Here is a 14,377-nt window from a genome sequence, read left to right as displayed (position 1 = left end):
AAGACCGGGTCAGAAAACCTTCCATGATCGATTTATTCAGCGGACTGGATGCTTGGGTGATTGTGAGCTTGTTGCTCGCCCTGGCGTTTGTCCTCACCTTCGAGTTCATCAACGGCTTTCATGACACCGCCAACGCGGTGGCGACAGTCATTTACACCAAGGCCATGCCGCCTCATCTGGCGGTATTTTTCTCGGGTGTGTTCAATTTTCTCGGGGTGCTCCTGGGTGGCGTCGGCGTGGCGTATGCCATCGTCCATCTGCTGCCGGTCGAGTTGTTGATCAACGTCAACACCGGTCACGGTCTGGCCATGGTGTTTTCGCTGCTGGCGGCGGCCATTACCTGGAACCTCGGCACCTGGTATTTTGGTATCCCGGCATCCAGCTCCCACACGCTGATCGGGTCGATTCTGGGTGTAGGCCTGGCCAATGCGCTGATCAATAACATTCCGCTGGGCGAAGGCGTTAACTGGCAAAAAGCGATCGATATCGGCGCTTCGCTGGTGTTCTCGCCATTGGCCGGCTTCATCGTGGCAGGTCTGGTACTGCTGGGGCTCAAGGCCTGGCGTCCCCTGTCCAAAATGCACAAGACCCCGGAACAGCGCCGCAAGCTCGACGACAAAAAGCATCCTCCTTTCTGGAATCGCCTGGTTCTGGTGATTTCGGCGATGGCGGTGAGCTTTGTTCACGGCTCCAACGATGGTCAGAAAGGCATCGGCCTGATCATGCTGGTGCTGATCGGTATCGTCCCGGCGCAGTTCGTGCTCGACCTCAGCACCACGACCTACCAGATCGAACGCACCCGCGACGCGACCCAGCACCTGAGCCAGTTTTACCAGCGCAATAACGCGACGCTGGGCGAGTACCTGGCATTGGGCAAATCGGCGGCCGGCGACCTGCCCGAGCGTTTCAGCTGCAACCCTGAGCAAACCGAGCCGACCATTGATGCGCTGTTGAGCAACCTCAAGGGCGTCAACGACTACCACAGCCTCGCACCAGAGCGTCGCATTGAAGTGCGTCGCTACTTGCTGTGCCTGGACGACACGGCACGCAAAGTCGGCAAGCTGCCGGCCCTGGATGCCCGTGAAAAATCGGATCTGGAGAAACTGCGCAAGGACCTGACCGCGACCACTGAATACGCGCCGTTCTGGGTCATCTTCGCCGTTGCATTGGCGCTGGGCATCGGCACCATGGTCGGCTGGAAACGCGTCGTGTTGACCATCGGAGAGAAGATCGGCAAGCAAGGCATGACCTACGCTCAGGGCATGTCTGCACAGATCACCACCGCGAGCGCCATCGCGCTGGCCAACGTGTTCAGCCTGCCGGTTTCAACGACTCACATCCTGTCGTCCGGCGTTGCCGGGACCATGGTGGCGAACAAGAGCGGCCTGCAGGGCGGGACAGTTCGCAACATACTGCTGGCATGGGTGTTGACCCTGCCCGCCACTGTCGCGCTGTCGGCAGGCTTGTTCTGGCTGGCGTCCAAAGCGCTGGCCTGACCTGACTGCACCGGCCGTTCTGAAAAAGCCCATTCATTGAATGGGCTTTTTTGTGGGCGCTGGATCAAAGGCGCATTCATCGGAATGAGCTGGCGCGCGAAGGCCTAGCGGCGTTTTTTACTACCCCCGAGCAAAGATCCCATCAATCCCCGCACCAGTTCGCGACCGATCTGGGTGGCGGCCTGGCGCATCGCACTTTTGACCGCCTGCCCCGCCAGCCCGCCCAGAAATCCACCGGCCATGTCGACAAAGCCGCCTTCTGACTTCTCCTCAGCGGCAGGTTTGTGTGCGGGATCTACCGATGCACCTTTGCGCGCCAGCAGCATTTCATACGCCGATTCGCGATCCACGGGTTTGTCGTAGCGACCGGCCAGTGGCGACCGGGCGATCAGCGCGGCGCGTTCGGCCTGGGTCAACGGCCCAATACGAGATTGCGGCGGCGCGACCAGCACACGCTGGACGATCTCGGGCGTGCCCTTTTCCTGCAGCGTGCCCACCAGCGCCTCGCCGATGCCCAACTCCGTCAGCACCGACAGCGCATCAAACTCGGGATTGGGGCGAAAACCGTCCGCAAGGGCTTTCAGCGATCGTTGCTCCTTGCTGGTGAACGCGCGCAGGCCGTGCTGAATGCGCAAACCGAGCTGCGCCAGAATGGAGTCCGGCAGATCCCCCGGCGACTGAGTGACGAAATACACGCCAACGCCTTTCGAGCGAATCAGCCGCACCACTTGTTCCAGCCGCTCCTGCAGCGCTTTCGGCGTATCCGCAAACAGCAAATGCGCCTCGTCGAAGAACAGCGCCAGCAAGGGTTTGTCGGCATCGCCGCGCTCGGGCAACTGCTCGAACAGCTCCGCCAGAAGCCACAGCAGGAAGGTGGCATAGACCTTCGGCGACTCGTGCACCAGCCGGCTGGCATCAAGCAGATGAATTTGCCCGCGACCGTCGCTTGCGGGCTGCAGAAGGTCTTCCAGCTGCAGCGCCGGCTCGCCGAACAGCGCCTCCGCGCCCTGCTGCTCAAGGACCGCCAGCCGACGTAACAGCGCCTGGCTCGAGCCTGTGGTCATCAAGGCGCTGTCATCCCCGAGCACGTCGGGGTTGTCACGCAGATGGTTGAGCAGCGCTTTGAGGTCCTTGATGTCCAGCAACAACAGACCTTCCCGATCCGCCACCTTGAATGCGGCGTAGAGCGCCGACTGCTGGCTGTCCGTCAATTCCAGCAAACTTCCCAGCAGCAGCGGCCCCATTTCCGACAGGGTCGTGCGCAACGGATGGCCCGTTTTACCGTGCACATCCCACAGCGTCACCGGATAACCCTGAGGTTTATGGTGCAACCAGGGCATGCCGGCGATGCGCTCGGCGATCTTGCCTTGGGGCTCACCCGCAGCACCGAGCCCGCAGAGATCACCCTTGATGTCCGCCGCGAACACCGCCACGCCAGCATCGCTGAACACCTCCGCCAGACGCTGCAAGGTGACGGTTTTCCCGGTACCGGTCGCGCCGGCCACCAATCCGTGACGATTGGCCAGACGCATCGCCTGCCCGACCGGCTGGCCCGTCAGGTCAGCGCCAATAAAAATCTGTTGTGAGTCAGGCATTCGTTCACCCAAGCGTCGCATTTGATATTCCCGAGGGGACTGCGGCGACAGCCCGACTGGACCGGCGCCCCTGATCAGCCCTCAGGCCACCTCCCTACTCTAGCGCAAGCGGCGTAACGCTCGTCCATTGGCCTAGGCTCAGGCATGGGTGCGACGTTCTGCAACCGAACATCTGTATGTGTGGACGGTCAACCAGAAGGACCGATCAATGGACGGAGGCATCCTGTGCATATCGCTGACATGACCATGTTCTACGCCCCTGCCAGCGGTGGCGTGCGCACGTATCTGGACGCTAAACACCGTCGCCTCGCGCTTTACCCGGGCGTGCGCCACAGCCTGCTGATTCCCGGGCCGCAAAGCAGTCATGAGGACGGCGTGTACCGGGTGCCGGCGCCGCCCGTGCCTTTTGGCAACGGCTATCGGTTCCCGCTGCGCGTCGGTCCCTGGCGAGCTGCCCTGCGAAGCCTGCGGCCGGACCTCATTGAAGTCGGCGATCCTTACCTGACGGCCTGGGCGGCACTGGATGCCCGGCGCCAACTGGACGTGCCGGTGATTGGCTTCTACCACTCCGATTTGCCGCTGCTGGTGAGCAACCGCATCGGCACCTGGCTGGGCGCCAACGTCGAGAATTACGTGAGCAAGCTCTACGGCAACTTTGACCGGGTGCTGGCGCCGAGCGCCGCGATGGCGGAGAAGCTGACCCGCCTGGGTGTGAAGAACGTTCATGTGCAGCCGTTGGGGGTGGATCTGCAGACGTTTCATCCCTCTCGCCGAGATTCGGGCCTCAAGGCCGAACTGGGCCTGACAGAAGACACACACCTGCTTATCTTTGCCGGCCGTGGGTCGAAAGAGAAAAACCTGACCGTTCTCCTCGATTGCATGAAGGCGCTGGGCGCGGGTTATCACCTGTTGCTGGTGGGCTCCCATATGCCAACCAGCGTGCCGACAAACGTGACGGTTGTGGATAAATTCCGCCCTGCCGCCGAGGTCTCGCGTCTGCTGGCAAGCGCTGATGCGCTGGTGCATGCCGGGGATCAGGAGACCTTCGGCCTGGTGGTGATCGAAGCCATGGCCAGCGGGATCCCGGTGGTCGCGGTGGATGCCGGTGCGTTCGGCGAAATCATCCCAGAGCACTGCGGCCTGCGGTGCGAACCCAATCACCCGCTGGCCATGGCGGCCGCCGTGCGTCAGTTGTTTGCCGAGAATGCGGCACGCCGAGGCGCGAATGCGCGGCGTCATGTCGAGGGGCACTACGCGTGGGACACCGTCGTCGCCGGCTTGCTCGGCCATTACCACGCAGTGCTCGGCGCCCACCAGCCGGGGTATGCCCATGGCTGATCACATGGCGAACACGCCACGCAGCGTCATGCTGGTCCTTCACGACGTGGCACCCCAGACCTGGCCGGATTATCGCCCGTTTGTGGAAGCCGTCGATGCGCTGGGAAACGTGCCCATTACCTGGCTGGTGGTGCCGGACTTCCACAAGCACGACCCGATCGATGCCAACCCGGATTTCCAGCGGTTGATGCACGACCGTCTTGCACGGGGCGATGAACTGGCGCTGCACGGTTATTACCATTGCGACGACAGCCCTGCCCCGCGCACGCCGCAGGACTTTTTCATGCGCCGCATTTACACCTGGGAAGGCGAGTTCTACACCCTCAACGAGCAGCAGGCGATGGAGCGACTCGAAGCCGGCATGGAAGTGTTCAGACACAACGACTGGCCGCTTCACGGGTTCGTTGCACCGGCCTGGCTGATGAGCGAAGGCACGCGCGATGCCCTGCGAAAATTGCCGTTGGACTACACAAGTGATGCCCAACACTTGTATCGTCTGCCGGACTTTTCCGAGATCGATGCACCCGGCATCGTCTGGAGCGCTCGCAGCGCCTGGCGCCGGGGCGTATCAAAAATCGTCAGCAACCACCGTGAGGCTCAATTGCACAACGCCGCAACTATTCGTCTGGGTCTGCACCCTGTGGACATGCGCCACGACTTCTCCCGTCTTTATTGGCTGCAAGCCCTTGAGCGCCTGCTGAACGACGGCCGCACGCCGACGAGCAAATTTGCCTGGTTACAGGGCCTTAATGCCGCCAGGTCTGCGGCGTGAGGCGACTTGGCTGGCTTGCAGCAGCACTGATACTCGCCCTGCTGATTCCGTTTTTCATGGGCGGGGCGGACATGTTTCATCGCCTGCGCAATTTCCCGGTAATGCTCCTGATCGGCATGTTCGGCATGGTATTGGTGGGCTGGTGCATGAACACCATGCGCCTGCGCCTGTTACTCGGCGATGCCGCCACTGGGCTCGGCATGCGCAAGAGCCTTGCCGTGGTCATGGCGACCGAGTTTGCCTACTGCGCGACACCCGGTGGCAGCGGAGCGCCTCTGACGCTGGTGGCACTGCTCTCGCGCAGCGGCATCGGCCCGGCGAAGAGCACTGCGGCTTTCGCCACTGACCAGTTGATGGATCTGGTGTTTTTCCTGCTCGCACTGATCGGCATCCTGATTTACGCGGTGTTCCACCAACTCAGCGAAAACCTTGAATGGATGCTCATTGCCAGCGCCCTGCTGATCGGCGCCGGGCTTTGCGCCTGCGCCGGTTTCGCGCGGTATCACCGACGCATCATTCTGTTCAACGGTCGGTTGCTCAAACGTCTGAAACGCAAGAACACCACGCGTATTCGCTGGGCGCGCAAGCTGTTGCATTTTCGCGACGCGCTGGCGGAAACCTGGAAGATGCCCCATCGCATACTGCTACAAGTGTTTGCGCTGACCTGCGTGCACTGGAGTCTGCGTTACAGCGTGCTGTACCTGGCGTTGCAAGGGTTGGGCGTGAATATCGACTGGGCGTGGACGTTTCTGGTGCAGATGCTCTCGCTGAGCGCCGGGCAGTTCAGCCTCTCGCCGGGCGGTGCGGGAGCTGCGGAGTTGACGTCGGCGGCCTTGTTGGCGCCGATGATGGGCAAGTCGACGGCAGCGGCGGCGATCCTTATCTGGCGGATCGTCACCTATTACTTCTATCTGGTCGCAGGCGGTCCGGTGTTTATGTTGATGGTCGGGCGCCCACTTTTAAACAAGCTACTGCGGATCAAGACTGTCTGATTCGTTTTGCTGTTTGGCAGACGTCAGTTCTTTCCATAACGCTTGCGCCCCCTCGAAGTCCGTGCCGTCTTCCGGCGACATTGCGTCGACGTCGTAACGGCTCAGGCACCCCTCGCCAAGGGTCGGTGGGGCTTTGGATGTGGCTTTGTCGAGGGGGTCGCTCATGTTGTTCCGCCTGTCTCGCCGCAGAAGCCTGAGTGTTCGCACACCATCATGGTGAAGTGAGCCGCTGAAACTTCAGCGGGCTCCCCAAACCGCTTAGACACTGCTTAATCAAAGACCACTGTCTTGTTGTCATGCACCAGCACGCGGTCTTCCAAGTGCGCGCGCAGCCCGCGAGCGAGCACCATTTTCTCCACGTCGCGACCGAAACGCACCATGTTCTCGATGCTGTCGCGATGGCTTACGCGGACCACGTCCTGCTCGATGATCGGACCGGCGTCCAGTTCTTCAGTCACATAGTGGCAAGTAGCACCGATCAGTTTCACGCCGCGCAGCGACGCTTGGTGATACGGCTTGGCGCCGACAAACGAAGGCAGGAAGCTGTGGTGAATATTGATGACCTGATGCGCGTATTCCCGGCACAGTTGCGGCGGCAGAATCTGCATGTAACGCGCCAGCACAACAACGTCGGCTTCGTGGTGTTTGACCAGACGCGAGACTTCGGCGAACGCCGGCTCTTTGTCTTTCGGATCAACCGGCACATGGTAATAAGGAATGTTGTGCCACTCGACCATGCTCCGCAGGTCCTGGTGGTTGGAAATCACGCAGGCGATTTCGCAGTGCAATTCATCGCTGTGCCAGCGGTGCAACAGGTCGGCCAGGCAGTGGGATTCCCGGCTTGCCATGAGCACGACGCGTTTTTTCTGCGCGGAATCGGTAATCCGCCAGTCCATCGAAAACTCTTCGGCGATAGGCGCAAAGGCTTGGCGGAAACCTTCGAGTTCGAAAGGCAGGGAATCGGCGCGGATTTCATGACGCATGAAAAACCAGCCGCTGAGACTGTCAGAGTGATGACTCGCTTCGGTAATCCAGCCGTTGTGCGAGGCCAGAAAGTTACTGACCTTGGCAACGATACCGACACGGTCCGGGCAAGCAATCACCAGACGAAAAGTGCGCATGTGAAAAACTCCAGAACTTCGCAAAGGCCGCCATTCTAGCGATTACCTGAGGACTGTGCAGTACCCGTATGCCGCTCATTTCAGGCGGCAAAAAAGCGCACCCTGCGGGGGTTAATGCATAAGTGCCAGACCGGTTCATCGGCGACGGAAATTCGACGCCAGATACTTCGCTGGAACTGCACCATGAGGGGCGTTCTATAACGCAACATGTGTATCTAAATCGAGCGTATGTCTGCGGCTATTTCAAAATGCTACGGATAAAACTTTTCTTAAATGTTTACTTGCGCAAACACTCTGATTATTATGCGCCCATCGCATCTTGCCCATCACAACATAGGTAACCCCCATGTCATTGATCAACGAATACCGCGCAACAGAAGAAGCCATCAAAGAATTGCAAGCCCGCCTGCAATATCTGCAACAAGACGACAAACTGCAGAAAGAACTTGAGTTCGAAGGCAAACTGCGCACGTTGATGGGCGAATATCAGAAATCCCTGCGCGACATCATCGCGCTGTTGGATCCAGAGTCCAAAATGAAGGCGCCGCGTGGCGCTGCTGTAAAGCCGGTTGGCACCAAGCGCGCTCGCAAGGTCAAGCAATACAAGAACCCGCACAACGGTGAAATCATCGAAACCAAAGGCGGCAACCACAAGACGTTGAAAGAGTGGAAAGCCAAGTGGGGCGGCGACGAGGTTGAAGGCTGGGCAACTCTGCTGGGTTAATTCCCGGGTGTAGAGTCAGTCGTCGCACTGAAACGTCCGACCCCAAAAAAACGCCAGCTGATGCTGGCGTTTTTTATTGCCTGCCATTAATCCAGCCTGGCTTAAAGCGCCAGACGCTGTTTCAACACCAGAGAGTATTCCTGCCATTGAGCGAGCACCTTGAGTTGCTCGGGCGTGGCCTTCAGTGAGAGCTCGATCAGCGCACGGCTGAATGCCTTGAGCGTATTCGGCGCGCCGGCCTGAGGATCGCTCAGGCGCAACTGACAAAACGCCAGCCAGCGCTGTTGCTCTGCAACGCTCAGGGTTTCAGCAAAGTTGCGGGCGCGATAGCGGAATAACAACTCGGGCAGTCGATGATCATCGAACGGCCAGACATCGGTAGCCAGTTGCTGCGGCTCGGCAGTTCGCACCTGCTCGCAGAGACGACGGTCCCGGTCATTGATGAAGCCGTCGTATAACTGCTGTTCCGGATCTTCACTGGCAGCGAAGTTGTCGTTGGCGTACACGCTTTTCAACTTGTCCTGCCAGATCGTCTGCCCTTCATTCAATGCGGCGACGCGCGTTTTATAAACACTCATGTCCAATTGCAGACGCTGACGGTCCTCCTCACGAAGCACGCTCAGCGGGGCAATGACCGGGCATTTATTTACATGCAGCAATTTGAGCGGGACCGGTAACTGGCCTTCGAGCAGATCTTCGCGACGGGTATATAGACGCTGACGCAAGGTCTCGCCGTCTTCGTCCAGCAGCGGGCTGTGGTCATGGAACAGGTCACAGACAATCAATGCATTTCGGTTGACCGGATGCCAGGCCAGCGGGAGTACAACGCTCACATAACTTCGCGCCGCGGAAAACCGACCCGATATATGCACCAGCGGCTGCATCAACCGAATCTGATCCTGCACCTTGTGCTTGAAGCGTAACTCAAAAAGATAATCGTAAAGTTTGGGTTGTTTTTCGCGAACCAGGCGCGCCAGTGCGATGGTCGCGCGGACGTCGGAGAGCGCGTCGTGGGCCTGACCATGGTCGATCCCGTTGGCCGCCGTCAGCCGCTCGAGTTTCAGCGTGACCCGGCCCTCTTCTTCCGGCCAGACAATGCCTTCGGGGCGCAATGCGTAAGCCGTGCGGACCACGTCGATCAGGTCCCAGCGGCTGTTACCGCTCTGCCACTCGCGGGCGTAAGGATCGAAGAAGTTTCGGTAAAGGCTGTAGCGGGTCATCTCATCGTCAAATCGCAACGTGTTGTATCCCGCGCTGCAGGTGCCGGGGAGTGACATCTCTGCGTGCAATCGCGTCATGAAGTCCGCTTCACACAGGCCCTTTTCCGCAAGCCGGTCAGGCGTAATGCCCGTCACCAGACACGCGGCCGGATGGGGCAGGATGTCATCGCCGGGCTGGCAATAGAGGTTGATCGGTTCGCCGATCTCGTTGAGCTGATCGTCCGTACGAATGCCCGCCACTTGCAGCGGCCGGTCGTTGCGTGGATTGATCCCGGTGGTTTCGTAGTCGTACCAGAAGATGCTGGAAGTCACGGGCTGATCCTGAGCAAAAGACCGGGCGAGTTTATCAGATGCCTTTGGGCGTCTGACGCCAGCGGATGCACACCACCGCTTGGGATACTGCGACACAGTTTGTGCGAAAGTGTCGGCTGTCTGTGGGCAGCAAGTTGTAACAGGACCCTTCCCACACTGTGTCCAGAATCATCCGGTTGCTTAGCCGCTCCGGCGTGGCTAGCATCAAACCTCTTTCACCGGCGTACCTTTCTTTATGTCCCTTTCCCATGCAGAGCCAGGAATTGCTGCGCCGCTTGTCCTGCTGGACACCCGTGTTCGCATGGAAACGCCCGAGGGCATAGACCTCATCCTGCGCCCCGCCGGTTTACTGCCCCGCTCCGTTGCGTTCGGCATCGACCTGATGATTCGCGGCGTATTGCTGGGTGTCCTGTTTTTTGTGCTGGGAACACTGGGCGACTTCGGCACCGGACTGTTCATGCTCGCGCTGTTTCTCGGAACCTGGGGCTATATGGTGCTCTTCGAGGTGCTGCACCAGGGGCGCACGCCGGGGAAACAGATCATGGGGCTGCGGGTCATTCACGATGACGGCACGCCGATTGGCTGGTCGGCCTCAGTGCTGCGCAACCTGCTGCGTTTCGTCGACATGCTGCCCTTCGGCTACTGCGTTGGCGGGTTCACCTGTTTGCAGCACCCGTTGTTCAAACGCCTGGGGGATCTGGCGGCCGGCACGCTGGTCATCTATCGGGATTTACCCCCGCAGCGGTCGTCACTGGCAGAGGCCACTGCGGTGAGCCCACCGCTGCCCCTCTTGCTGGAGGAGCAGCGCGCCATACAAGCCTTTGCCGAGCGTCACGACACACTTTCTCCGGCGAGGGCTCAGGAGCTCGCCGCCATCGTCACGCAGCCGTTGCAGCTGGCTACCTCGCCAGATCCGCACTATCCGGTCCAGCAACTACACGGCATCGCCCGCAGCCTGGCCGGTTCGTCATGAAGCAGAGCCTGTTCGAACAACGCCATGCAGACGACTGGCAGCGTTTTGCAACGCGTCTTGAGGCGCTGGAAGGGAGTCGACGTAAAAGCGAATCCGGTGCTGGCTTCAGCCGCGAATACCGTCAGATCTGCCAACACCTTGCGCTGGCGATTGACCGTGGGTACGCCAGTTATCTGGTCGAGCAACTGCAACAGCTTGCGATGCGCGGCCACCAACAGTTGTATCGCCACCGAAGCCAGTTCACTGCGCAGTTGCTGAGCTTCGTGCTGGCGGACTTTCCGCGGCTGGTGCGTGCTGAATGGCGATGGGTTGCCCTCGCCGGCCTGCTGTTTTTTGGCAGCCTGACGCTCATGGCGCTGCTGGTCTACGGCTATCCGGATCTGGTCTACAGCGTCGTCAGCCCGGCCGATGTCGCCGAGATGCACGCGATGTACGAGCCCGCCGCGCGGCGCATCGGGCAGACGGCCGAGCGCGCATCGAGCACTGACTGGCTGATGTTCGGTTACTACGTCATGCACAACGTCGGCATTGCTTTCCAGACCTTCGCCAGCGGCCTGCTCTTCGGCGTCGGCAGTCTGTTTTTTCTGTTCTTCAACGGGCTGATGATTGGCGCGGTTGCAGGCCATCTCACCGACGCGGGCATGGGGGCAACTTTCTGGCCGTTCGTGGTCGGACACAGCGCCTTCGAGCTGACCGGCATCATGCTGGCGGGTGCGGCGGGGCTCAAACTCGGATGGGCGCTGGTGGCGCCTGGTCAACTGCGCCGGAGCGAGGCGCTCCAAGGCGCTGCCCGGACCAGCGTACGACTGATCGGCGGGGTCATGATGTTCCTGCTCATCGCCGCATTCATTGAAGCGTACTGGTCGTCGATGAGCTGGCCACCAGCGATGGCCAAATATGGGGTGGGCGCTTCTTTGTGGCTGCTCGTGGGCGCCTACCTGACGCTTGCCGGACGCACGCCCCATGCGCCTGACTGACGCCAGCGTTGTCATACGCCCACGTACGCCCTGGGAGGCCATCGACCTGGGCGTTCTTCTGGCGCAGCGGCATCGCGCGTTGCTGATGACCAGTTGGGCCATCGTCACCTTGCCGGTCTTCGCACTGATTACCCTGCTGCTGTGGGATTACCCGTCGGTGGCAGTGCTCGTGTTCTGGTGGCTGAAGCCGGCCTACGAACGGCTCCCGCTGCTGATTCTGTCCCAAGCGCTCTTCGGCTCGGCACCTTCGCTCAGGCTGGCGCTGAAAAGCTTCCCGTCCGCACTCAAACCGCAGTTGATAGCGAGCCTGACGTGGCGCCGTCTGAGCCTCAGCCGCAGCTTTTATCAGCCGGTGCAGCAACTCGAAGGACTCGACGGGTTGCCGCGTGCGCAGCGGATTGCCGTGCTTGGACAGAAGGATTCCCGGGCGGCGCGTCTGCTGACCGCGCTGGGCAGCACCGTTGAAATGATCTTCTGGATCGGCCTGATGGTGCTGTTCTACGCCATGATTCCGCCACAGATTGAGGCGGACTGGTCGTGGCGCAGCTTGCTGGACATCGAGGGTGAGTGGAACTGGCTGGAGCATCTGACCAACGGGTTTTATGCCTTGGTCCTTATCGTCTGGGGGCCGGTGTATGTGTCGTGCGGGTTCGCGCTGTACCTCAATCGCCGAACCGCATTGGAGGCGTGGGACATCGAACTGGGTTTCCGCAAGCTGCGTCAGCGTGTTATGGGCAGCGCACTGGCGTTGCTACTGGGCGGGTGCCTTGCACTGACGTTGCTGCCGTCTTCCGCCCTGGCAGAGTCGGCGCTAAACCCGTCGATGACAGACCCGTCAATGGCGGACGAAATCCCCGGCGAATCGGGCAATAGCTGCCCGTTGCCGCCGCTGGACAACCCGCAGACGGACGAGAACGTGGCCTCGCCGGATTCGCCTCGCCTGCGTAATCAGTTGCTGACCAGCCAGGCGTCACAGGACGCCATCCATTCAGTGCTTGAGCAACCGCCGTTTAAAAATCCCAAACCAGTGTCCGGCTGGCGAATCGCCCAGCCAAAACAGGATGCCAGCCATGATGCCAGGTCAGCCGAGACACTGACCTGGCTGGCGCGGCTGGTCGTCGGCCTGCTCAACGTGGGCAAAACCTTATCAACGCTATTCGGGGCACTGTTATGGACGCTCGTTGGCCTGACGGTCGTGTGGGTGATCTGGCGCTATCGGGCCTGGTTCGCCACCTTCGTTGGTAAAAGCACGCCCAAGGCAATTGCACCACAAGACCTCCCTCAGCAACTCTTTGGCCTGCAGGTTCGGGCTGAAAGCCTGCCGGCGGATGTCGCCGATGCAGCAGAAAGGCTCTGGCAGCAGTCACCGCGCGAGGCGTTGAGCCTGCTTTACCGCGCACTGCTGAGCCGCCTGTTGACGGATTACCAGCTGCCGCTGAGAAGCGCAGACACCGAGGTCCAGATACTGGCGCGGATCGCCGAGCTCAAGCAGCCCTCCCTCGATGACTTCAGCCATGAGCTGACGTGGCACTGGCAGAATCTCGCGTACGGGCACCAGATGCCGCCGGATCAGGCACGGCAGACGTTGTGTGCAGACTGGCGGAAGTTGTTCGCGCAAGGGGCAGGGGCATGAGCCGGCGCTGGATCATCGGGCTGGTCGCCACGCTGATGCTGGCAAGCATCGTCATCGCCAGTGTGCCCGTACTGAAGCGGCTCGAGCGTTACCAGGAAACCGTCGATCAGGGCCCTTCTCCCGAGGCGCTGGCCAACCCTTACCTCGCCGCTCAGACGTTCCTGCGTCAGCGGAACATTGTGGTGAAGACGGTCGAAACCCTCGCCACTCTCCCGGATATCCAGGACCAGCCGCAGACGCTCATGCTGCTAGATTTTCGCGACAAGATGACGCCGTCCGAGGTCCAGCGCTTGCTGGCCTGGACCCGTTCGGGAGGCCGGCTTCTGTTTGTTGCGGAACAACTGTGGGACCCGACCAAGGGGAGCAGCGGCGACCTGTTGCTGGATCAATTGCAGATTCATCAATTTCTCACCCTGGATCTGCAAGAGCAGGACCGCGAACGTCAGCGCGAACAGCTCAAGCCGGTCATCCCGTTGAGCACTCCGGACATTCAAGGCTCCGAAACGCCGTGGCCCGAGTTGACCCGGCTATTCCTGCAAAATGAAAACGATCCGGCCTACATGAGCTTCGACCCGGCCTTCCACCTGGATGACCCCGAGGATCATGCGCAGTCATGGGCCAACAGCGCTGACGCCACGCACCTGCTGCAAATGGTGTACGGCTCCGGATTGATCACCGTCGTCACCGACGCCGACCTCTGGAAAACCCACGCCATCGGCGAATACGATAATGCCTGGCTGCTCTGGTACCTGAGCCAGGACAGCACTGTCACGATGGTGCTGCGCACTGAACACGACAACCTGTTCGGCCTGCTCTGGAAATACTTCCCACAAGCCCTCCTCGCGTTGACGCTGTGCCTCATCGCAACGCTTTGGCATGCAGCCATGCGCCATGGCCCGATGCTGCCAGTCCTGTCACGTGGCCGCCGTCAGCTCAGCGAGCACCTGCGGGCGAGCGCCGACTTCATGCTCCGCCGCGAAGGCCAGCACGCCGCGTTGCGCGCCTTGCAGCAAGACATCCTGCGCCGCGCCCGGCAACGGCATCCCGGTTTTGAAACCCTGGCCGTCACCGAACAATGGCAAACGCTGGCGCGCATGACGCGTCAGTCCACCAGCAGCATCGGCCAGGCATTGCGTCCGCGGCCGGAGCAGCGCCTGTCCAGCAGCGAATTCACCCGTCAGGTTGCGTACCTGCAAACCATCAGGAATGCCTTGAGCGGGTAGA

Annotated in this window: 13 protein-coding genes; 9 read left to right on the top strand and 4 right to left on the bottom strand. The window is 60.6% G+C overall.

Annotation, left to right across the window (positions count from 1 at the left end; genetic code table 11):
- Nucleotides 1–23: 23 nt before the first annotated feature.
- Nucleotides 24–1,496 (top strand): inorganic phosphate transporter, encoded by a 1,473-nt coding sequence (locus SLW74_RS07505; protein ID WP_065992277.1) that lies wholly within the window; start codon nt 24–26, stop codon nt 1,494–1,496.
- Nucleotides 1,497–1,600: 104 nt separating this feature from the next.
- Here SLW74_RS07505 and SLW74_RS07500 read toward each other — a convergent pair whose 3' ends face one another.
- Complete coding sequence (locus SLW74_RS07500; RefSeq protein ID WP_410928510.1) at nt 1,601–3,091, bottom strand: helicase HerA-like domain-containing protein; 1,491 nt, start codon at nt 3,089–3,091, stop codon at nt 1,601–1,603.
- A 225-nt stretch (nt 3,092–3,316) separates the two neighbouring features.
- Here SLW74_RS07500 and SLW74_RS07495 point away from each other — a divergent pair, with 225 nt between their 5' ends.
- The 3 genes from SLW74_RS07495 to SLW74_RS07485 are packed head-to-tail and all read left to right on the top strand — an operon-like array spanning nt 3,317 to nt 6,193.
- Nucleotides 3,317–4,429 carry a glycosyltransferase family 4 protein gene (locus SLW74_RS07495; protein WP_410928509.1) on the top strand — a complete coding sequence of 371 codons (1,113 nt, stop codon included), beginning with the start codon at nt 3,317–3,319 and terminating at the stop codon, nt 4,427–4,429.
- The gene (locus SLW74_RS07490) at nt 4,422–5,201 is read left to right on the top strand and encodes a DUF2334 domain-containing protein (protein ID WP_410928508.1); all 780 of its coding nucleotides are present in this window, start codon (nt 4,422–4,424) and stop codon (nt 5,199–5,201) included. The genes SLW74_RS07495 and SLW74_RS07490 overlap by 8 nt, the downstream gene beginning before the upstream one ends.
- The gene (locus SLW74_RS07485) at nt 5,198–6,193 is read left to right on the top strand and encodes a lysylphosphatidylglycerol synthase transmembrane domain-containing protein (protein WP_410928507.1); all 996 of its coding nucleotides are present in this window, start codon (nt 5,198–5,200) and stop codon (nt 6,191–6,193) included. Before SLW74_RS07490 ends, SLW74_RS07485 begins: the two co-directional genes overlap by 4 nt.
- On the opposite strand, the gene SLW74_RS07480 is transcribed toward SLW74_RS07485, so the two are convergent.
- Together SLW74_RS07480 and purU are read right to left on the bottom strand one after the other, a co-directional pair.
- Nucleotides 6,170–6,358, bottom strand: a complete 189-nt coding sequence (locus tag SLW74_RS07480; protein WP_192132823.1) for a hypothetical protein — start codon at nt 6,356–6,358, stop codon at nt 6,170–6,172. The two genes, SLW74_RS07485 and SLW74_RS07480, sit on opposite strands and share 24 nt — an antisense overlap.
- Nucleotides 6,359–6,462: 104 nt before the next feature.
- On the bottom strand, nt 6,463–7,314 hold the full coding sequence (gene purU / locus SLW74_RS07475) for a formyltetrahydrofolate deformylase (RefSeq protein ID WP_192132822.1): 852 nt from the start codon (nt 7,312–7,314) through the stop codon (nt 6,463–6,465).
- 346 nt (nt 7,315–7,660) lie between these two features.
- On the opposite strand from purU, the gene mvaT reads away from it, so the two are divergent.
- A complete protein-coding gene (gene mvaT / locus SLW74_RS07470) occupies nt 7,661–8,038 on the top strand; it encodes a histone-like nucleoid-structuring protein MvaT (RefSeq protein WP_410928506.1) in 378 nt (125 codons plus the stop codon).
- 101 nt (nt 8,039–8,139) lie between these two features.
- Here the strand turns inward: mvaT and sbcB are convergent, their stop codons facing one another.
- Entirely contained in the window at nt 8,140–9,570 is a 1,431-nt protein-coding gene (gene sbcB / locus SLW74_RS07465; protein WP_410928505.1) for an exodeoxyribonuclease I, read from the bottom strand.
- Between the two features lie 235 nt (nt 9,571–9,805).
- Here sbcB and SLW74_RS07460 point away from each other — a divergent pair, with 235 nt between their 5' ends.
- Genes SLW74_RS07460 through SLW74_RS07445 form a run of 4 tightly spaced genes read left to right on the top strand, consistent with a single transcriptional unit; the run spans nt 9,806 to nt 14,376 of the window.
- Entirely contained in the window at nt 9,806–10,543 is a 738-nt protein-coding gene (locus SLW74_RS07460) for an RDD family protein (protein ID WP_065992261.1), read from the top strand.
- The gene (locus SLW74_RS07455; RefSeq protein ID WP_369318431.1) at nt 10,540–11,520 is read left to right on the top strand and encodes a stage II sporulation protein M; all 981 of its coding nucleotides are present in this window, start codon (nt 10,540–10,542) and stop codon (nt 11,518–11,520) included. The genes SLW74_RS07460 and SLW74_RS07455 overlap by 4 nt, the downstream gene beginning before the upstream one ends.
- Nucleotides 11,507–13,153: a DUF4129 domain-containing protein gene (locus tag SLW74_RS07450; protein WP_410928504.1), complete on the top strand. Its 1,647-nt coding sequence runs from the start codon at nt 11,507–11,509 to the stop codon at nt 13,151–13,153. The genes SLW74_RS07455 and SLW74_RS07450 overlap by 14 nt, the downstream gene beginning before the upstream one ends.
- Entirely contained in the window at nt 13,150–14,376 is a 1,227-nt protein-coding gene (locus SLW74_RS07445; protein ID WP_192132813.1) for a DUF4350 domain-containing protein, read from the top strand. The genes SLW74_RS07450 and SLW74_RS07445 overlap by 4 nt, the downstream gene beginning before the upstream one ends.
- The last annotated feature ends 1 nt before the right edge of the window (nt 14,377 follow it).

The sequence above is a fragment of the Pseudomonas sp. W5-36 genome, assembly GCF_046540455.1.
GTDB lineage: Bacteria > Pseudomonadota > Gammaproteobacteria > Pseudomonadales > Pseudomonadaceae > Aquipseudomonas > Aquipseudomonas graminis_B.
This window is presented reverse-complemented; position numbering and strand designations above follow the sequence as displayed.